Source organism: Pseudonocardia sp. N23, from assembly GCF_002583555.1.
Classification (GTDB): domain Bacteria; phylum Actinomycetota; class Actinomycetes; order Mycobacteriales; family Pseudonocardiaceae; genus Pseudonocardia.
Map to the genome: position 1 here is coordinate 14,874 of NZ_BEGX01000029.1, position 19,782 is coordinate 34,655.

Consider the following 19,782-nt stretch of genomic DNA (forward strand, 5'->3'; position numbering starts at 1 on the left):
GTTTCGGCGTCGTCATGAGCGCCACCATGCAGGCCACCGATCTCGCCGCCGGCCACGGCGCCCGCGTCCTGTTCTCCGGACTCGACCTCGTCGTCGCACCCGGCGACGTCGTCGGACTCGTCGGAGCCAACGGCGCCGGCAAGTCGACGTTGCTGCGCCTGCTGGCGGGTGAGGACCGGCCCGAGGAGGGCACGGTCGCGCTCAGCCCACCGGACGCCACCGTCGGACACCTGCCGCAGGAGCCCGAACGGCGGGCGGGCGAGACCGTCGCCGCGTTCCTGGCCCGGCGCACCGGCGTCACCAGCGCCCAGGAGCTGATGGACGCCGCCGCCGCGGCGCTGTCCGACGGCACCGCCGGGGCCGACGACCTCTACGCCGGCGCGCTCGACCGCTGGCTCGCCCTCGGCGGCGCCGACCTCGACGAGCGCTCCGGCGCCGTGTGCGCGGAGGTCGGCCTCGGCGTCGACCTCGACACCGCGATGACCGCGCTGTCGGGCGGCCAGGCCGCGCGGGCCGGCCTCGCCGCGCTGCTGCTGTCGCGCTACGACGTGCTGCTGCTCGACGAGCCCACCAACGACCTCGACCTCGACGGTCTGGAGCGGCTCGAACGGTTCGTGACCGGCCTTCGCTCGCCTGCCGTGATCGTCTCCCACGACCGGGAGTTCCTGGCGCGCACCGTGACCCGCGTCGTCGAGCTCGACCTCGTCCAGCAGCAGGTCGGCGTCTACGACGGTGGCTACGACGCCTACCTCGCCGAGCGTGAGGTCGCCCGCCGGCACGCCCGCGAGGCCTACGACGAGTACGCCGACACCGTCGGCGGGCTCAAGGACCGCGCCCAGATGCAGCGCAACTGGATGGCCCAAGGCGTGCGCAACGCCCGCCGCAAGTCCACCGACAACGACAAGATCGGCCGCAACAAGCGCGCCGAGACGTCGGAGAAGCAGGCCGCGAAGGCCCGGCAGACGCAGAAGATGATCGAGCGGCTCGACGTCGTCGAGGAGCCCCGCAAGGAGTGGGAGCTGCGCATGACGATCGCCGCCGCGCCCCGCTCGGGCACCGTCGCCGCCTTCGCGGACTCCGCCGTCGTGCAGCGTGGGTCGTTCACGCTCGGGCCCGTCACCGTGCAGGTCGACTGGGCGGACCGGGTCGTCGTCACAGGGGCCAACGGCTCGGGCAAGTCGACGCTGCTCGCCGCGCTGCTGGGCAAGCTGCGCGTCGACTCGGGCGTCGCCGGGCTGGGCTCGGGGGTGCGGGTCGGGGAGGTCGACCAGGCCCGCGGGCTGTTCCTCGGCGACGCGTCGCTCGTGCGGGCGTTCGGCGAAGCCGTCCCCGACTGGGCCGACGCCGACGTCCGGACCCTGCTCGCCAAGTTCGGCCTCACCCGCGAGCACGTGCCGCGGCCCGCGTCGTCGCTCTCACCCGGTGAGCGGACCCGTGCGGCGCTCGCGCTGCTGCAGGCCCGCGAGGTCAACCTGCTGGTGCTCGACGAGCCCACCAACCACCTCGACCTGCCCGCCATCGAGCAGCTCGAGGAGGCCGTCGAGAACTTCCCCGGGACCGTGCTGCTCGTGACGCACGACCGCCGGATGCTCGGCACCGTCCGCGCGACGCGGCGCTGGCACGTCGAGGCCGGTCGGGTCACCGAGACGTAGAACGGCGCCGACCCGGAGGCCGGCGCCGTTCGTCGTGTGGTCGGTGGTCAGGACTCCGGGGTCGGTTCGGCCTGCGGGCCGATGGCGAAGCGCAGCTCCTCCCCCTGCGGGGTCTCGACGGGCTGCACGTCCAGGACCTTGTCGTCGAGCACCTGCGCGGCGGCTGTCTCCAGGAACACCGTCACGCCGTCGCCTGTCAGGACCGTGTCGCTCTCGATCGGCTGAGCCGCCAGCGAGAGCTCCAGGCCCTGGTCCTCCTCGGTGGACGCGATGCGCAGACCACCGCCGTCGGGGAGTTCGGCATCAGCCGTCAAGGACTTGATGGCCTCTGCCGCTGTCTCGGTGATTGCCAACATTCGACCCACAGTAGGCACGTCCCCGCGACCACGCACCCCTGCTGCGCGGCCGGTCACGTCGATTCAGCCGAACCGGTCCGGGTCCGGCCCCAGGCGCGTGCCACTGTCCAGGGCGCTCACGGCAGCCATCTCCTCGTCGGACAGGGTGAAGTCGAAGACGTCGATGTTCTCCCGGATCCGCGACGGCGTCACCGACTTCGGGAACACCACGTTGCCGAGCTGCACGTGCCAGCGCAGCACCACCTGGGCGGGCGACTTCCCGTGCGCGCGCCCGATCTCGACGAGCCCCGCGTCCGACAGCAGCTCCCCACCCTTCGCGATCGGGGCCCACGCCTCGGTGACGATGCCGTGGTCGGAGTGGTAGGCGCGCAACGCTTCCTGGTTGAGCAGCGGGTGCAGCTCGATCTGGTTGACCGCGGGCACGGTGCCCGTCTCGGCCGCGAGGCGCTCCAGGTGCGGGACCTGGAAGTTGGAGACGCCGATCGCCCGCGCCGTGCCGTCCTTCGCGCAGCCCTCCATGCCCTCCCAGGTCTCGACGTAGACGTCGGCCTGCGGGCGCGGCCAGTGCACGAGATAGAGGTCGACGAAGTCCAGTCCCAGCTTCTCCAGGCTCTCCCCCAGCGCGCTCGCCGCCGAGTCGCGGCCCTGCCGGTCGTTGGCGAGCTTGGTGGTGACGAAGACCTCGTCGCGGGGCAGGCCCGAGTCGGCGATCGCCCGTCCCACCTCGGCCTCGTTGCCGTAGGCCTGTGCGGTGTCGATGTGCCGGTAGCCGGCGTCGAAGGCCTGACGGACGGACTCGACCGTCTCGCCGGGGCCGACCTGGAAGACGCCGAAGCCGAACTGCGGGATCACGACGCCGTTGTTCAGGGTCAGGTTCGGGACAGAGCTCATGCCCCGGTTCTACCCCCGCCCCCCGGGACCCGCAGTCGCGAGTGTGCGGGATCGCCGGACGATCCGCCGCGCTCCGCCCGCGCGATCAGCGATCAGCTCGGGTCGCCGCTACGAGCCGACCCCCTCCCGCCGCGACGGCGACGGCACGTCCCGCCGGGTGAGCGGCCCGGGCGGCGGGCCCGTCCGGGGCTCGACGTAGGGTCCGAACCGTGAGCGACGCCGTCTCCGAGCTGTTCGATCCCGAGGCCTGGACGGCCGTCCCGGGGTTCGACTTCACCGACATCACCTACCACCGCGCCGTGTCGACGGGCGCCGTGCGGATCGCGTTCGACCGGCCGGAGGTGCGCAACGCGTTCCGCCCGGGCACCGTCGACGAGCTCTACACCGCGCTCGACCACGCCCGGCAGAGCTCCGACGTCGGCTGTGTGCTGCTCACCGGCAACGGCCCGTCCCCGCGCGACGGGGGCCGGGCGTTCTGCTCCGGCGGTGACCAGCGCATCCGCGGCCGCAGCGGCTACCAGTACGCCTCGGGCGAGACGGCCGAGACCGTCGAGCCGGGTCGCGCCGGGCGGCTGCACATCCTGGAGTGCCAGCGGCTCATCAGGTTCATGCCCAAGGTCGTCATCGCCGTCGTCAACGGCTGGGCCGCGGGCGGCGGGCACTCGCTGCACGCGGTCGCCGACCTGACGCTGGCCAGCGAGGAGCACGCCCGCTTCAAGCAGACCGACGCCGACGTCGGCTCCTTCGACGGCGGCTACGGCTCGGCCTACCTCGCCAAGCAGGTGGGCCAGAAGTTCGCCCGCGAGATCTTCTTCCTCGGCCAGCCCTACACCGCCGAGCAGATGCACCGGATGGGTGCGGTCAACCGGGTCGTTCCGCACGCCGACCTGGAGAAGGTCGCGCTGGAGTGGGCGACGCTGGTCAACGGCAAGTCCCCGCAGGCGCAGCGGATGCTCAAGTACGCCTTCAACCTCACCGACGACGGGCTCGTCGGCCAGCAGCTGTTCGCCGGCGAGGCGACGCGCATGGCCTACATGACCGACGAGGCCGTCGAGGGCCGGGACTCGTTCCTGGAGAAGCGCGACCCCGACTGGTCGCCCTACCCCTGGCACTACTGACCGGTCCGGCAGCCGTCGGGACCAGGCTGGTGTCGGCTCGGCGGTGGGGCGGGGTCAGCAGGTCGGGGCGGGTCAGCAGGTCGGGGCGGTGCCGCCGGCGCGGATCGTGTCGAGGTCGGAGACAGCATCGGTCAGCCGCTCGACCTTCACCAGCGTGATGCCCTCGGGTGCCGACTCGCGGGCCTCCGTGCAGTTGGCGGCGGGGACCAGGAAGACGGTGGCGCCGGCGTCCTTCGCGGCGATCAGCTTGAGCGGGATGCCGGCGATGGCACCGACCTCGCCCGTCGCGGCGATCTCGCCGGTGCCCGCGATGAAGGTGCCGCCGGTCAGCTCGCCGGGGGTGAGCCGGTCGACGACGGCCAGGGAGAACATCAGCCCCGCCGACGGCCCGCCGACACCGGTCAGCGAGATCGTGATCTTCTCGTCGCCTGCCGGGCGGGCGACGGGGGCGATGCCGAGGCCGCCCTGGGTGTTGCCGCCGCCGAGCTGGATGAGGGTGACGGTGACGGCCTGCACGGGGCCGTCGTCACGGACGATCTCGACAGGGATCTGCTGGCCGGGGGTGGTGCCGGCCAGCGCGGCGCGGATGTCGCCGATGCGCCCGATCTCCTTGCCCTGCACCGACACGATGCGGTCGCCGGGGCGGAGGACCGGGTTGACGGGCAGCCCGGCGATGTCGGGGCCGACGACGACCTGCGAGGGCAGGTCGAGGTAGGTCAGCGCCGCCGAGACCGCGGAGGTCTCGGATCCGGAGAAGTCGGCGTCGTTCTTGGCGTCGATCTGCTGCTGGGTCTGCCCGGCCGGGAAGACGGCGTTGCGGGGCACGACCTGCTGGTCGGGGTCGAGCCAGGCGCGCAGCACCTGGAACGTCGTCAGGCCGTCGGTGACCGACACCGTCGTCATGTTGAGGTGCCCCGACGTGGCGTAGGTCGGCAGCCCGGTGACGTCGACGACCGGCTTGCCGTCCTGGTCGTCGAGGGTGTTGAAGGTGGGGCCGGGGCCGAGGGTGACCAGCGGGACCGGCACGGTGGCGGCGAGGACGCACACGGCGAGCAGCCCGACGACGGCCAGGACGAGGCGCATCGTGGCGGGCGAGGGGCGACGCGGGCGCGGCGGCGCGCTCGTCTCTGTCTCGCCGGTCGTCTCTGTCTCGCCGGTCGTCCCCGTCATCGGGGACCGCCGAGGTGGGCAGCCGTGGTGTCACCGTGCACGTGCGAACTCCCTGGGTGCATGCGTTCCGGCGGCGCCCCCGACCGCCTGATCACCCCGGACGATACGACGCGAACCTGTGCGCGCCCGCGCAGGCCTCAGGTGCGGCGGCGCGGGCCCCGGGACGGGGTGGCGGTGAGCGGGTCGGCGGGCCAGTCGTGCTTGGGGTAGCGGCCGCGCAGCTCGGCGCGGACGTGAGGGTAGCCGTTGGCCCAGAACGACGCGAGGTCCGCGGTGACGGCGGCGGGCCGCCCGGCGGGCGAGAGCAGGTGCAGCAGCACCGGGAGCCGGCCGTCGGCGACCGTGGGGCTCGCGGTCCAGCCCAGGACCTCCTGCAGCCGGACGGCGAGGACGGGCTGGTCGCCGGACCAGTCGAGGGTGATGCGTGAGCCCGTCGGCACCTCGATGCGTTCGGGGGCGAGCGCGTCGAGACGGTGGGCGACCGACGGGTCGAGCAGCCCGCGGAGGATCTGCCCGGCGTCCACACGGGCCAGGTCGGAGCGGCGCCGGGCGCGGTCGAGCGGGCCCGTCCACCAGCGGTCGGGGTCGGTGAGCAGGGCCTCGTCGGACACGTCGGGCCACCGGTCACCGAGGACGCGGTGCAGGGTGGCGACGCGGTCGCGCAGCGCGCGGGCGTGCGGGGTCCAGTGCAGCAGGCCGAGGCCCTCGGACCGCAGCCCGTCGAGGAGCGCGGCCCGGACGGCAGCCGGGTCGGGGTTCCGCAGCAGGCGCTCGTCGAGGACGATCGCGCCGAGCCGGTGCACGCGGGTGGCGCGCACGTCGCCCTCGGCCCAGGCGATCTCGTCGGCGACGGCGAGCAGCGGGGCGCCGACGCGTTCGGCCAGCTCCTGGTCCGCGGCCGCGGCGAGCCGGACCCGTCCGTGCTGCGCGCCGGGGGCGCGGTCGGCGACCGCGACGGCGAGCCACTCGTGGGCGGCGAGCCCGTCACCCGCCGACAGCTCGACGGCGGTTCCGCCCGCCATCAGGAAGACGGGTCCACCGCCGGGGCGGCGCCGGGCGAGCCGTTCCGGGTGGGCGAGCGCGACGACCTCCGCGGCTCCCGCCCTCCCCTTCCCCCGCGCGACGAGGCGTTCGAGCCTGCGCACCTCGGCCTTCCACCGGCCGGTGCCGGGCGCGGTGCCCGACCGCAGGGTGCGCAGCACGTCGTCGACGTCGGTGCCGGCACCGAGGGTGTCGTCGTCGAGGAGGGCGACGGTCTCGGCGGCGACGCGGGTCCCGGCGGCGGGGGCGCCGTCGAGCAGCGCGCGGGCGAGCCGCGGGTGCAGGCCGAGCCCGGCCATGGCCCGGCCGCGGGCGGTGATCGCGCCGCCGGCGTCGACGGCCCCCAGCGCGCGCAGCACGGAACGCCCGGCGGCGAGCGGGCCCTCGGGCGGCGGGTCCCACCAGGTGAGGCCGGTGCCGTCGGGGGTGCCCCAGTCGGCGAGGTCGAGGGCGAGACGGGTGAGGTCGGCGGTACGGATCTCGGGCTCGGGGAAACGGTTGAGCACCTCACCGGCGGGCCAGCAGCGCACGGCCCGGCCCGGTGCCTCGCGGCCCGCGCGGCCGGCGCGCTGCTCGGCGACCGCCGCCGACACCCGCACCGTGACGAGCCCGGCCATCCCGCGGCGGTGGTCGACGCGCGGGACCCGGGCGAGCCCGGCGTCGACCACCGCGCGCACCCCGGGGACGGTGAGGCTGGACTCGGCGACGGCCGTCGACAGCACGACGCGCCGCCGCGGTCCGGGGGTGAGCGCGCGGTCCTGCTCGGCGGCGGACAGGCGCCCGTGCAGGGGCAGGACGTCGGCGTCGACGCCACCGAGGGCCGTGGCGGTGCGGCGGATCTCGGCGACGCCGGGCAGGAACGCGAGCACGTCGCCGTCCGCCGGCAACGTCCGCACGGCGCGGGCGACGCACGCCTCGATCCGCTCACCCCGCGTGGGTGGGGCGTACGTGACGTCGACGGGGAACGTGCGCGCCTCGATCGACCGCACCGGCGCGCCGCCCAGCACGTCGGCCAGCCGGGTGGCGGCCACGGTCGCCGACGTGGCGAGCAGCCGCAGGTCCGGCCGCAGCCCGGCGCGGGCGTCGAGCAGCAGGGCGAGCAGGAGATCGGCGTCGAGACGGCGTTCGTGGCACTCGTCGAGGACGACGGTCGTGACGCCGGCCAGCTCCGGATCGGCCGCGAGCCGGCGCAGCAGCAGCCCCGAGGTCACGACCTCGATCCGGGTCGCCGCCGACCCCTTCCGGTCCCCGCGCACCGAGTACCCGACGGTCCCGCCGACCTGCTCGCCCAGCAGCGACGCCATCCGCGCCGCGGCCGCCCGGGTGGCCAGCCGGCGCGGTTCGGCCACGACGACGCGGCCCTGCGATGCCGCGGCGAGCGCGAGCGGGACGAGCGTCGTCTTGCCCGTCCCCGGCGGGGCGACGAGCACCGCGGTCCCGTGCGCGGCCAGGGTCGCGACGACGTCGTCGAGGTGGTCGCGGACCGGGAGGTCGGGGAGCTCTGGCAGGCGCATCACCGCGGAGTCTGCCCGGAGACACCCGCGCCGCGCGTGACAGGCTGGCGCTGCCCGGCCCCGAACGGAGAGAACCCATGCCGTCCCTGCGCACCGTTCCCGTCGACGGCTCCCCCGAGTCGGTCGCCGACCTGGCCGACGCGCTGGCCGCGGCGATCGACGGGACCGGCCCCGCGGTGCGCCCCGTCGCCGCCGCCGGCCCGCCCTCGCCCGACCCCGAGGGCACGCTCCCCGACGGCGCGGCCGTGGTGGTCTCGACGTCGGGTTCCACGGGCGAGCCCAAGCACGTCGTACTGACCGCCGCGGCGCTGGTGGCCTCGGCCCGGGCCACCGAGGCACGGCTCGGCGGGCCTGCGCGCTGGGTGCTCCCGCTGCCGGCGGAGCACGTCGCCGGGGTGCAGGTGATCGTGCGGGCGCTGCTCGCGGGGACGCCGCCGCAGGTCCAGGACATCCGCGACGGGTTCCGTCCCGCCGGGTTCGCCCGCGCGACCGCGCGGCTGCCGCACGGTGCCCCACGCTGCACGAGCCTGGTACCGACCCAGCTGCTGCGCATCCTCGACGCCGGCAGCGCCCCGCTCGCGGCCCTGCAGGGGTACGCGGCGGTGCTGATCGGCGGGGCGGCCCTCGATCCCGCGCTGCACCAGCGCGCGCTGACGGCAGGCGTCCGCGTCCGCACCACCTACGGGATGAGCGAGACCGCGGGCGGCTGCGTCTACGACGGCGTCCCGCTCGACGGGGTGACCGTCGAGATCGACGACGACGACCGCGTCCTGCTCGGCGGCCCGACCATCGCGGAGGGCTACCTGGGTGACGCCGCCGCGACGGCGGAGGCCTTCCGCGACGGCTGGTTCCGCACCGGCGACCTGGGCCGGCTCGACGACGGCAGGCTCACCGTCCTGGGCCGTGCCGACGACGTCGTCGTCACCGGCGGGAAGAAGGTCGCGCCCGTCGCGGTCGAACGGGTCCTCGCCGCGCAGCCGGGGGTCTCGGACGCGTGCGTCGTCGGGCTGCCCGACCCGGAGTGGGGCGCTGTCGTGGCGGCGGCGGTCGTCGTCGACCGGGACCTCGGGCCCGAATGCGACCGGCTCGCGGCAGCGGTGCGCGCCGAGCTCGGCCGGGCCGCGGTCCCCCGCCGGTGGCTCGCGGTCGACGCGGTTCCGTTGCGCGGCATCGGGAAACCCGATCGCACCGAGGTCCGGCGGCTGCTCAGCGCGACCACGTTCACGGAGGACACGTCCCCGATCCGGTGACGATCTCCGCCACACCTTCGGTTGTCGTCACTCTCCGTCGGTTGACCCGGTCCCGTTCATCCGGTCTGCTTCGCCTCGAACGACACACGCACACCGGCCGTCACATCAGTCACACGACTGGCAGACGTCGGCAACGGGTTCGGGGGACGCGGAATGCGAACGGGACTGCGGGCAGCGGTGCTGGCCACTGTGACGGCGGCACTCGTCGCCGGAACCGTGACACCGGCGGGGGCGGCCGAGTCGTCGTCAGCGGCGGCCACGACCAACCGGTCCTGGATCGCCGACCTCGCCTCGGGCGACGGCACCGGCGTCGACACCACCTCCGACGGCGTGACGCTCGACGCGAGCGCCGCCCACGATGCCCCGCGCGACGCCCAGACCCCGCGCGGCACCGAAGGTGGCGCCGACGCACCCGGCACCGGCTTCCTGACACTCGCGCCCCGCACCCTCGACCGGCCCACCGACCAGGTCGACTCCACCCTCACCGCCGACGTGCCCGACGGCGGTGACGTCACCGTCGACGTCCGCGGCCGAAGCGCCAACGGCGGCTGGACCGAGTGGATCCCCAGCACCGCGACCTCCCCCACCGGGAGCAGCGCCCAGCTGCCCGAGGCGACGTCGGTCGTGCAGAGCAGGCTCGTCCTCACCGGCACCCCGGGCGCGGAGCCCGCCGTCACCGGCCTGGAGCAGGAGGCCCGCCCCACCGCACTGCCCGAGGGCGCGGAGGACGCCACCACCGAGACGGCCCCGCTGAGCTACTCCGTGTTCGCCACCCGCGAGGGACTCGTCGGCGGCACCACCGCCAACGGCCACGTCATCGTCGACCGCGACCACTTCGTCGCCCTGCCGTCGCGGCGCGCCCTCTCACCCCGCAACACCAACGACTACTCGGTGAAGGTCTGCGCCTCCAACGGCCGCTGCTCCTTCGCCCCTGTCTGGGACATCGGCCCCTGGAACACCCGCGACGACTACTGGAACCCTGGCAACATCCGGCAGAACTGGGGCGACCTGCCCCAGGGCGTCCCACAGGCCCAGGCCGCCTACCGCGACGGCTACAACGGCGGCAACGACCAGTTCGGCCGCAAGGCCCTCAACCCCGCCGGCATCGACCTCGCCGACGGAGTCTTCTGGGACGACCTCGGCCTCAAGGACAACGCCACCGTGACCGTCGACTACCTGTGGACCGGCTCGACGAAGCTGTCCGAGGTCGACGCCACCGCCGCCGCGGGCGACGCCGAGGCGAGTGCCGGATCGGTGCGCGTCCACTCCGCCCCGAGTGCCGACGCCACCGTCGTGGGCGGGGCCGCAGACGGAGCCGCCGTCCCCGTGATGTGCGCCACCGGGACCGGCTGGCTGCAGATCGGCGCCGGCCAGTTCCTGCCCGTCGCCGCGGTCCCGGGAGCCAGGGCTGCGAGCACCTGCACGAGCGCCGGATAGGTTTCACGGCGTGGCGACAGCAGCGCAGTGGATCGAGGGAGCCCGTCCACGGACTCTCCCGACGGCGGTCTCCCCGGTCCTCGTCGGCACCGGTGCCGCGCTCGGCGCAGGCGTCGTCACTCCCGGGCGTGCCGTCCTCGCCCTGGTCGTGGCGGTCAGCCTCGTCATCGCGGTGAACTTCGCCAACGACTACTCCGACGGCATCCGCGGCACCGACGACGAGCGCGTCGGCCCACTGCGGCTCGTCGGGTCGAAGGCCGCGGCGCCGGCCCAGGTGAAGCGGGCCGCGTTCATCGGGTTCGGAGTCGCCGCCGTCGCCGGGCTGACGCTCGTGGCGATCAGCGGGCAGTGGTGGCTCCTCGGCGTCGGCGCCGTCTGCATCCTGGGCGCCTGGTTCTACACCGGCGGCTCGAAGCCCTACGGCTATGCGGGCCTCGGCGAGGTCGCGGTCTTCGTGTTCTTCGGTCCTGTCGCCGTGCTCGGCACCGTCGTCACCCAGAGCGGTGCGCCGAGCCCGCTCGCGATCGTCGCGACGGTCGGCGTCGGCCTGCTGACGTGCGCGGTACTCGTCGCCAACAACCTGCGCGACATCCCCACCGACGCCCGCACCGGCAAGCGGACCCTCGCCGTCGCACTCGGCGACGCCGACACCCGCAAGCTCTACGCCGGGCTGATCCTGGTCCCGCTCGTGCTCTCGATCGGCGCCGGGACGCGTAGCTGGCCGATGCTCCTCGGGCTGCTGGCGGCGCCGCTGGCCGTGCCGCCGGTGCGCCGCGTGCTACAGGGCGCCGACGGGCGCAAGCTCATCAAGGTCCTGCAGGAGACGGGCGTGGTGCTGCTCGTCTGGTCAGTCGCGACGGCCGTCGGTCTCGCCCTGGGCCGCGTCGTCTGAGCTCTCCGCGCGCGGAGCCGCCGCGCCGCCGTCGACCTCGTCGCCGCGCAGATGGGCGCGGACGTCGGCACGCCGGACGCGGGAGGCCTCCACGGCCGCGTCGAGACGCGTACGCAGGCCGCGGAACAGCACCATCGACAGTGGCAGCGCCACCACGAGACCGATGAGCAGCGCCAGCAGGAACGGCACCCCTGCGAGGGCGAGCAGCGCCGTCACGACGGCGACCACTGCGATTCTCGCCACAGCGTAAAGAGCGATGGTGCCGGCGAGGCCGGGACCGTCGCCCGGAGTGCCTGCCTCCGGGGGCGTGGGCGCGGGCGTCGACATGCCGCGAGCCTACGACGCCCGGAAGCTGCCCGCGCACACCAGCGCCGACCTGCGGAAACGCAGCCGACTCCGGCAGGGAACTCGACGACGTCCCCGAACGTTGACCTGACAGCTCCTTGACGAGGCCGGGCCGTAACGTCCGATTAGTCCTTTAAGAGCCCTTTACCTCCCGAGAACCGTTCGAGTACCCGGTATCCCAGGTGTCACGATGGCCCGGTAATCGACGAATGTGGGAGGTACGAATGTCCACCCCGACTCAAGGCCAGAGCGAGCGGTTGCTGACCCCTGGCGAGGTCGCAACCCTGTTCCGTGTCGATCCGAAGACCGTGACCCGTTGGGCGTCCGCCGGTCGTATCGGCTCGATCCGGACCCCCGGCGGCCACCGCCGCTTCCGCGAGTCCGAGGTCCGCGGAATGCTCGCCGACCTCACCAGCGAGGCCACCGTTCCGCACTGAGTCGCCGTCCGACCGGCCGTGCGAGGCGATGCCCGATCGAGCGTCGCCTCGCACGGCCGGTCGCCCGGCCGACTCACCGGATTCTCACGAGGTCTTCGCCCGTCCTCCGCTAGTCTCGGAGGAGGAGGTGGTTGTGGTGCTGGTCTTTCTCGTCGCGTTCGTCGGTGCCGCGGTGATCGCGCTGCTGATGTGGCGGGCGATGAACACCGAGCGGACCTCCGATCGTGCCGGAGTGCCCGGCCCGACCCGGTCGGCTCCCGTACGTCCGGCGCAGCGCCGGGCCACCGGCCCCGACGACGATCCCGACTTCCTCCGCAAGCTCGACGAGGCCGTCAAGCGCCGTGAGGACCCACCGCGCGGCGACCAGCAGAGCTGAGCCGCCCCGCCCCAACGGGCGCGAGGCGGTCAGGACGGGAAGCCGTCCGCCACCGACGCCGCGAGTTCCAGCAGGCTCATCTTCGTCGCCGGCTGCAGCCGGTCGAGATCGATCTCCGCGCCCTCCTCGAGGTGCCCGTCGAACGGGATGCGCACCACGGCCCGGCAGCGCAGCGCGAAGTGCTCGGCCACCCGGTCCAGGTCGACACCACCCGACGACCGGTGCACACAGTTGATCACCGCCACCGCGTTGGCGACGAGGTCCGTGTGCCCGTGGGCGTCGAGCCAGTCCATCGTCGCCGAGGCACTCCGGGCGCCGTCGATCGAACCCGACGACACGATGATCAGCTGGTCGGCCATCCCCAGCACCCCGTACATCGCGGAGTGCATCAGTCCGGTACCGCAGTCGGTCAGGACGATGTTGTAGAAGTGCTCCAGCAGGTTCACCGTGCGCCGGTAGTCGTCCTCGCTGAACGCCTCCGACACCGCCGGGTCCTGCTCGCTGGCCAGGACCTCCAGCCGTGACGTCCCCTGCGACGTGTACGCGCGCACGTCCGTGTAGCGGCGCACCCGCTGCGCGTCACGCAGCAGGTGACGCACCGTCGCCGTCGTCTCCAGCGGAATCTTCTGGCTCAGCGTCCCGCGGTCCGGGTTCGCGTCGACGGCCACCACGCGGTCGCCGCGCAGCGACGCGAACGTCGACCCCAGCGTCGCCGTGACCGTCGTCTTGCCGACGCCGCCCTTGAGGCTGAGCATCGCGATCTTGTAGCAGCCGAGCAGCGGCTGGTTGACCCGCGCCGTGAGCTCACGACGGCGGACGTCCATCGGGCTCTCGCCCGGGTTGATCAGCTTCCCCGACAGCATGTAGACGGCGCGGCGCCAGCCCGACTGCGGCGGCCGCTTGCTCGGACGCAACAGACGTGCCGACGACAGGTCGCCGCCGCCCAGGTCCATCTGCTCCCCCATGCGGGCGCGCTGCGCCTCCTGCGCCGCAACGGCGCCCGGCTCGGTCCAGCCGACCGGCCGACGCGGGTTGTCCTCCCGTGGGGGCCGCGGCCACGACGGAGGCGGCGGGGGCGGCGGCCACGGCTCCTCGACGCGCGACCCACCCGTCCGGGCACCGGTGCCGCGCGCATCGGCGCCGCGCGCATCGGTGCTGTGGAGGTCGGTGCTGTGGAGGTCGGTGCTGTGGAGGTCGGTGCTGTGGAGGTCGGTGCCGCGGGGGGCGGTGCCGGGTGCCGGGATCGGGCCGGTGCGGGGCCTGCCGGGGTCGGTGTGCGGACCCGCGGGCGTGTCCGGGCCCTCGTGCTCCGCCGACGTGCGCAGGTCGGGACCGGTGCGGGGGTCGTGACCTGTGCCCGGGTCCAGGGGGCCGCGGGCGGACGCCGGGTCGGCGGGTCGGCGGACCGCAGCCGCCCCGGCCGCCACTGCTCCTGCCGCTGCTCCGGCGGCCGCTGCTCCGGCCGGGTGTGCGGGGTCGTCCGGGCGGCCCGCGGTGCCTGTCGTCGGGTCGGCTGCCGCGGCGCCGCGGGGCGGGGTCAACGGGTGCCGGCGGGCCGCGCCGTCCGGCATGTCCTCCCCCGCCGGTCGGCGGTTGCCGCGGGCGGGGGTCGTGGGCAGGCCGTCCGCATCCGGGGTGCCGGCCACCGGCGTCCGCGGCGCGCGAGCTGCCGTGCTGTCCGACCGCGCGACGTCGGCCGAGCGGGCGCCGGCAGGTCCGGCCGGATCACGCCGATCGGGACCCCGCTGTTCGGGACCATGCTGCTCGGGGTCACGCTGCGCGGGACCATGCTGCTCGGGGTCACGCTGCGCGGGATCGGATGCGCGGTCGGGTGCGTCGCGGGCCGAACCTCGCGACTCTGCGGTCGCCGGGTCCTGCGTGGGCGGAGCGGATCCTGCGACGGCAGGTTCTGAGCGGGGTGCGGTCGTGCGGTCGGCGCGGCGCGAGCCGGTCGGGATCGCGGTCGACGCGGGCTCGGAGCCGCTCGCGGGGGTGCGGTCTCGGTTCGTGGCAGGCTCGGCGTCCACCTCCGCCGTGCCGCCCGCCGGGGTGTCCGGATCGGCCGTGCCGCGGGCTCCGCGCCGATCGACGGGTCGACGTTCGTCCTCCGTGGCACGGTTCCATGCCGCGGCGGCACGCTGGGCCGCGGTCGTCTGGGCTGCTGTGTTCTGGGCTGCTGTGTTCTGGGCTGCTGTGTTCTGGGCTGCCGTGTCCTGGGCTGCCGTGTCCTGGGCTGCTGCGCCCTGAGGCCCGGCGGTCCGGGTGTGGGTCGGGCGGTCCGGTGGTCCGTCCGCGGCACCGACGCGCTCGGCCGTCGGGTCGGCGCCTCGACGGTCGGTTCGCCCGTCGCCCGCGGGGTCGCGCGGGGCCGTCACGCCGGGCGGTGCCGGCGCAGGAGCCGTCGGACCAGGAGCCGTCGAGCTTCCGGTCGTCGGGTCGGGGGCCGGCGGGTCGACGGTCGTGGAGCCGGCGGTCGTCGAGGCGGCAGCCGGGCCCGGGGGCGGCGACGCCGGGGCCCGGCGCCCAGCGGCGTCGCCGATGTCCGGTCGCCGGCCGACGGCTCGGGCGACGGCGGCGTCGATCGCGGGGTCGTCGCCTCGGCGCGTACTGCCACCGCCCGTGTCGGCGGCAGCAGGAGCGTCGGTGTCCCGGGCCGCGCGACCGGCAGCGGCGGCGCGAGCGTCGGCGGCGCTGCGGGCGACTTCGGCAGCACGCGCCGCGGCAGCGACCCGGTCGGCACCCGCCTCGGTCCTGACATCGGCCCGGTCCGTCACCGACCGGTCCGCGTCCGGGCGCTCTGCGGCGGCGGAGTCCGGGGTCCGCCCGGGTGTGGTCCCTCCGAACGTGCGGGACGTGCGGGTGTCGCCGCTCTGCAACGTCGATGCGGGTGGGCGCCGGGTCGAGGCCAGCCGTGCGGCCTCGGCGGCGCGGCGGGCCGCCGCGACCCGGGCCGCGGCGGCGTCACGGTCGGTCCCGCCGTGCGTCGGCGCCGCCCTGAGGTGCGAGGCGGCCCCGCCGGCGGAGGTCCGTCCGACGTCCCCGGCCCCGGACCCGGACCGGTCGACGTCACGGCGGTCGACGTCACGGCGGTCGGGGCGTGGGGTGTCGTCGGGCCTGCTGGTCGTGTCACCGGCCCCGAGGCTCGGCAGGCCGTGCCCCGGCGTCGCGGGGTCGATCTCGGACTCGAGGTCCTCGTCGGGGAGGTCGGGGATCGCGCTCCCCCAGGTCCCCGGCGCGCTGTGCCCCGTTGCATGTGTGGGCACGTCGGTCCCGCGGGCCGTGGCACCCGCCGATGTCCCGTGCGTGCCCGTCCCGGGGACGTCGGACGCGGACGGTCCTGGCTGCGCCGGTTCCGCGCGACTGCCCCACGTGTCGCGGCCGCTCTCGCGCCGGACGGGCTGCTGCGGCTCGGCGGGCGCACGATCCGCGGCTCCCCACGTGTCCTGGGTGCCGCGCGTGACGTCGCCACGCGCGGCATCGCCGGCACGGGACACGGTCGCGGCCTCGCGCCGGACGGACCCGGCGGCATCCGTCGCGGGCTCGGGGTCGTGCCTCGCAGGCTCGGGGTCACGGGTGTCCGGGTCGGCCCCACGTCCGGTGGGAACGGCTGCAGCGGGCCCCGCAGGGTCAGGCACGGCCTGGTCCTCGGCCGGGGCCTCCTCGTCGGGGCCGGCGGCGTGCTGCCCTCCGCCGGATGCGATCTTTCCCCAGCGCTCCTGGACATAGCGGCCCACGGAACCGTCCGGGTACTCCGACGCTGCCTTGCTCACGCGCACCGACGGTAGTCGCGCGTACGTCCCTGGTCGAGGTGACGTAGAGGGACGTGCTCAGCCCAGCCCGGCATACGAGTGAAGCCCGGCCACGACCATGTTGATGAAGAAGAGGTTGAACACGATCGTCGCGAAGCCGACGACGTTGATCCACGGGGCGCCGGTGGTCCGCCAGCCCGAGGTGGCGCGGGCGTGCAGGTAGGCGGCGTAGACGACCCAGGCGACGAAGGCGACGGTCTCCTTGGGGTCCCAGCCCCAGAAGCGCCCCCAGGCGGACTCGGCCCAGATCGCGCCGGCGATGACGGCGAAGGTGTAGATCGGGAACCCGACGACGGTGACGCGGTAGGCGAGCCGGTCGAGGGCCTCGGCGTCGGGGAGCTTGGCGGTGAGCTTGCCCGCCTTGCCGGCCTTGACCAGCAGGTACAGGATGCTGGCGACGCCGGCGACCATGAGCAGGCCGGACGCGACGGTGACGGTCGTCACGTGGATGGCGAGCCAGTACGACTGCAGCGCGGGCACCACGGGCGCGGCGTCGGCGTAGAGGACCGTGCCACCCAGGAACATCAGGATCAGGACCGGTGTCAGCACGAACGCGCCGACGGGCCGCAGCGCGGGAGAGCGCCGCAGCACGACGAGCCAGCACACGACCGCTGCGAGGCAGATGGCCGAGGTGAACTCGTACATGTTGCCCAGCGGCCAGCGCTCGGTGGCGAAGCCCCGCAGCACGATCGCACCGACGTGGACGGCCAGGCCGACGATGGTGACGGCGACGGCCATCCGGCCGAACCTGTCCGACCGGGTCCGGCCGGTCGGGGCGGCGGGGACGTCCGCGCCGGAGGAGGCGACGTCGTCGCCGGTCGTCGCGACCAGGGACTTGACCCGCACCGGCTTCCGCGACCCGACGAACTCGAACGCGTGCAGGAACATCGCCAGCACGTAGACGGCGACGGCCCCGATGTAGAAGTCGTCGCTGTACGCGGCGAGGACCGGGTCGATGGGCATCAGGTGTCTCCCCTGTCGGTGGCGCCGGTCGGGTCGCCGGTTCCCGGCGTTCCGGACGATTCTGGCTGGTGGTGCGGGTCGGACGGCTCCGAGGGCGGGTCGGCGACGCCGAGGATCGCGGCGCGTAGCCGGTCGAACTCCTCGCCGTAGCCGGCCTGGTCGGTGCGGGCCAGGCCGCCGAGGCGGACCTCGGTGCGGCCGTCGGCCGCGGGGACGAGCCGGACCCAGAACCGGCGACGCTTCACGGCGAGCGAGGTGCCGAGCCCGGCGAGCAGCAGGATCGCGAAGACGAGGACGGTGTCCTGCCCGGGGTCGTGACTGACCTGCAGCGACACCCAGGGGGTGACGTCGTCGAAGCGGACCCGGGTGCCGTCGTCGAGGGTGACGGACTCGCCGGGCAGCAGGTTGGAGCGGGCGACGCGGGTGAGCGCGCCGGAGTCGATCTGGGTCTGGTCGACGCTGAAGATCGACTGGCCGCGGCCGTCGTCGAGGCCGAGGTCGCCGCGCAGGACGTCGACGGCGACCTGCGGGTTGCGCAGGTCCGGATAGACCGAGGTGATGACCTGCCCGCCGGAGCTGGTGGGCGCGAACAGCCCGGTGACGGCGATCTGGCTGGTCTGGCGCTGCGCGGGGTCGGTGACGCCGGGGCGTTCGAACTTGGTGGCGCCCTCGGACAGCATCGTCGTCATGTCGACGGGCCGCCACTGGATCTGACCGGTGCGCTGCTGCCCGTCGGGCCAGGTGACGGTGAAGCGCGGCGCGTAGCCGTGCCCGAGCAGGTATACCCGGGCGCCGTCGACGCGCAGAGGGTGGTTGACCTGCAGGTCGTAGGGGGTCCAGCGAGTGGTGTCGCCGGCCTCGACGTCCTCGGCGGTCTGGTACCCCAGCTGCGCGCGGAAGGACTCGGGCTGGCCGTTGGGCAGGTAGTCGGCGGTGAAGTCGTCGACGCGGACGCAGAACGGCTCGAGCTGGGTGCCGTCGACGCGCAGCCCGGCACGGAAGGAGTCGTAGCCCAGGATCGAGGAGTTGCAGAACTGGCTGCCGCCGGACAGGACGATGACCTGGCCCTCGTAGCCGAACAGCTTGCCGACGGCGAGGCCGACGAGCAGACCGACGAGGCTGAGGTGGAACACCAGGTTCCCGGCCTCGCGCAGCCGTCCCTTCTCCGCCGACACGGTCCGGACGCCGCCGGCCTCGTCGCGTTCGGCGCGTTGCCAGGCCCGCAGCCGGTTGCCGCCGAGCAGGCCGCGGACGCGGGCGAGGACGGCGTCGGCGTCCTCGTCGAGGGTCGCGGTGGCGTGGTGGGGCAGCCGGGCGAGGTTGCGGGGCGTGGCAACGGGGTCGCTGCGCACGGCGCGGACGAAGTCGAGGTTGCGCGGCACCAGGCAGCCGATGAGCGAGATCATCAGCAGCAGGTAGATGGCCGCGAACCAGGGGGTGGCGAAGACGTCGAAGAAGCCGCCCTTGTCGAGGATGGGCGCGAGCGTCGGGTAGTCGGTGAAGTACTGGTCGACGAGCTGCTGGTTGAGCGAGCGCTGCGGCAGCAGGGCGCCGGGCAGTGCAGCGAGCGCCAGCAGGAACAGCAGGATGAGCGCTGTCCGCATGCTCGTGAGGCCGCGCCAGGTGTTGCGCAGCAACGCCAGCACCCGCAGTGGTGCGGACGGCCCCGGCGGCCTGCCCTCGGGCTCGGCGACGGGGGCCTGCGGCGGCGCGGTCGGCGGGGAGGAGGACATCACAGCGCCGGGGTGAATCCGGCGACGGTGGTCTGCAGGCCGACGAGCAGCCCGTTCCAGACGCCGGTGAGCAGCAGCACCCCGACGACGACGAGCAGCGCACCGCCCGCGATCTGGATGCCGCGGGTGTGGCGGCGCAGCCAGCCCAGTGCCCGCACGGCCGAGGACGCGCCGAGCGCGATGAGCACGAACGGCAGCCCGAGACCGGCGCAGTAGGCGAGGGTGAGGACGACCCCGCGCAGCGACCCGCCGCCCGTTCCCGCCGCGACGGCGACGACCCCGGCGAGTGTCGGCCCGATGCACGGCACCCAGCCCAGCCCGAAGACCGCACCCAGCATTGGCGCGCCCCAGAGGCCTGCGCGCGGCACCCAGTGCACGCGACGCTCACGTTGCAGCACCGGCACGAGCCCGACGAACGCGAGCCCCATGACGATCATGACGACGCCGCCGATGCGTTGCAGCAGCTCCATGTTGCGCACGAGCGCGTCGGACAGCCAGACGACGCCGACGAGGATCGCGCCGAACACGACTGTGAAGCCGGCGACGAACAGTGCCGCCGCCCCGGCGACGCGCACCCTGCCGCGGCGGTCGCCCGCGTCGGCGGGGGTGACGGCCGGGGTGTCGGCGCCGACCAGGCCCGCGAGGTAGGCGAGGTAGCCGGGGACGAGCGGGACCACGCACGGGGACGCGAAGCTGACCGCTCCGGCGAGCACGGCGACCGCCGCTGCGACCAGCAGCGGTCCCGATATCGCGAGGGCGGTAGACGCGTCCATCACCGATCAGGGTAAGTCTGCGGGT

Annotated in this window: 16 protein-coding genes; 7 read left to right on the forward strand and 9 right to left on the reverse strand. The window is 74.5% G+C overall.

All coding sequences use genetic code 11. The features are described from left to right. Positions 1-14 precede the first annotated feature (14 nt). Positions 15-1,652, forward strand: a complete 1,638-nt coding sequence (locus TOK_RS09245; RefSeq protein ID WP_098957398.1) for an ABC-F family ATP-binding cassette domain-containing protein — start codon at positions 15-17, stop codon at positions 1,650-1,652. Between the two features lie 47 nt (positions 1,653-1,699). Here the strand turns inward: TOK_RS09245 and TOK_RS09250 are convergent, their stop codons facing one another. Together TOK_RS09250 and TOK_RS09255 are read right to left on the reverse strand one after the other, a co-directional pair. Next, the gene (locus TOK_RS09250; RefSeq protein WP_098957399.1) at positions 1,700-2,008 is read right to left on the reverse strand and encodes an adhesin; all 309 of its coding nucleotides are present in this window, start codon (positions 2,006-2,008) and stop codon (positions 1,700-1,702) included. Between the two features lie 63 nt (positions 2,009-2,071). Then, entirely contained in the window at positions 2,072-2,899 is an 828-nt protein-coding gene (locus TOK_RS09255; protein WP_098957400.1) for an aldo/keto reductase, read from the reverse strand. Positions 2,900-3,108: 209 nt separating this feature from the next. Between TOK_RS09255 and TOK_RS09260 the strand changes: the two genes are divergently transcribed. After that, positions 3,109-4,017, forward strand: a complete 909-nt coding sequence (locus TOK_RS09260) for a 1,4-dihydroxy-2-naphthoyl-CoA synthase (protein ID WP_098957401.1) — start codon at positions 3,109-3,111, stop codon at positions 4,015-4,017. 72 nt (positions 4,018-4,089) lie between these two features. Here TOK_RS09260 and TOK_RS09265 read toward each other — a convergent pair whose 3' ends face one another. Both TOK_RS09265 and hrpB read right to left on the reverse strand, forming a co-directional pair. Continuing rightward, positions 4,090-5,100 carry a PDZ domain-containing protein gene (locus TOK_RS09265; protein WP_172457500.1) on the reverse strand — a complete coding sequence of 337 codons (1,011 nt, stop codon included), beginning with the start codon at positions 5,098-5,100 and terminating at the stop codon, positions 4,090-4,092. A 224-nt stretch (positions 5,101-5,324) separates the two neighbouring features. Beyond that, positions 5,325-7,742 (reverse strand): ATP-dependent helicase HrpB, encoded by a 2,418-nt coding sequence (gene hrpB / locus TOK_RS09270; protein WP_098957403.1) that lies wholly within the window; start codon positions 7,740-7,742, stop codon positions 5,325-5,327. Positions 7,743-7,828: 86 nt separating this feature from the next. Here hrpB and menE point away from each other — a divergent pair, with 86 nt between their 5' ends. The 3 genes from menE to TOK_RS09285 all read left to right on the forward strand — a co-directional run bounded on the left by menE (position 7,829) and on the right by TOK_RS09285 (position 11,321). Then, the gene (gene menE, locus TOK_RS09275; RefSeq protein WP_216361923.1) at positions 7,829-8,992 is read left to right on the forward strand and encodes an o-succinylbenzoate--CoA ligase; all 1,164 of its coding nucleotides are present in this window, start codon (positions 7,829-7,831) and stop codon (positions 8,990-8,992) included. Positions 8,993-9,145: 153 nt separating this feature from the next. Beyond that, positions 9,146-10,429, forward strand: a complete 1,284-nt coding sequence (locus TOK_RS33945; RefSeq protein ID WP_098957405.1) for an SH3 domain-containing protein — start codon at positions 9,146-9,148, stop codon at positions 10,427-10,429. Positions 10,430-10,439: 10 nt separating this feature from the next. Next, a complete protein-coding gene (locus tag TOK_RS09285) occupies positions 10,440-11,321 on the forward strand; it encodes a 1,4-dihydroxy-2-naphthoate polyprenyltransferase (protein WP_098957406.1) in 882 nt (293 codons plus the stop codon). Here the strand turns inward: TOK_RS09285 and TOK_RS09290 are convergent. Beyond that, positions 11,277-11,648, reverse strand: a complete 372-nt coding sequence (locus tag TOK_RS09290; RefSeq protein WP_098957407.1) for a DUF4229 domain-containing protein — start codon at positions 11,646-11,648, stop codon at positions 11,277-11,279. The genes TOK_RS09285 and TOK_RS09290 overlap by 45 nt on opposite strands. Before the next feature lie 242 nt (positions 11,649-11,890). Here TOK_RS09290 and TOK_RS09295 point away from each other — a divergent pair, with 242 nt between their 5' ends. Together TOK_RS09295 and TOK_RS09300 are read left to right on the forward strand one after the other, a co-directional pair. After that, complete coding sequence (locus tag TOK_RS09295) at positions 11,891-12,103, forward strand: BldC family transcriptional regulator (protein WP_098957408.1); 213 nt, start codon at positions 11,891-11,893, stop codon at positions 12,101-12,103. A 136-nt stretch (positions 12,104-12,239) separates the two neighbouring features. Beyond that, positions 12,240-12,479, forward strand: a complete 240-nt coding sequence (locus tag TOK_RS09300; RefSeq protein ID WP_374754873.1) for a hypothetical protein — start codon at positions 12,240-12,242, stop codon at positions 12,477-12,479. A gap of 29 nt (positions 12,480-12,508) precedes the next feature. Here TOK_RS09300 and TOK_RS09305 read toward each other — a convergent pair whose 3' ends face one another. The 4 genes from TOK_RS09305 to TOK_RS09320 all read right to left on the reverse strand — a co-directional run bounded on the left by TOK_RS09305 (position 12,509) and on the right by TOK_RS09320 (position 19,757). After that, complete coding sequence (locus TOK_RS09305) at positions 12,509-13,906, reverse strand: MinD/ParA family protein (protein ID WP_374754880.1); 1,398 nt, start codon at positions 13,904-13,906, stop codon at positions 12,509-12,511. A gap of 2,400 nt (positions 13,907-16,306) precedes the next feature. After that, positions 16,307-17,251, reverse strand: a complete 945-nt coding sequence (gene ccsB, locus TOK_RS09310; RefSeq protein WP_098957409.1) for a c-type cytochrome biogenesis protein CcsB — start codon at positions 17,249-17,251, stop codon at positions 16,307-16,309. After that, the gene (locus TOK_RS09315) at positions 17,251-18,984 is read right to left on the reverse strand and encodes a cytochrome c biogenesis protein ResB (RefSeq protein ID WP_098957598.1); all 1,734 of its coding nucleotides are present in this window, start codon (positions 18,982-18,984) and stop codon (positions 17,251-17,253) included. The genes ccsB and TOK_RS09315 overlap by 1 nt, the downstream gene beginning before the upstream one ends. Continuing rightward, complete coding sequence (locus TOK_RS09320) at positions 18,984-19,757, reverse strand: cytochrome c biogenesis CcdA family protein (protein WP_098957410.1); 774 nt, start codon at positions 19,755-19,757, stop codon at positions 18,984-18,986. Before TOK_RS09320 ends, TOK_RS09315 begins: the two co-directional genes overlap by 1 nt. Between the last annotated feature and the right edge of the window lie 25 nt (positions 19,758-19,782).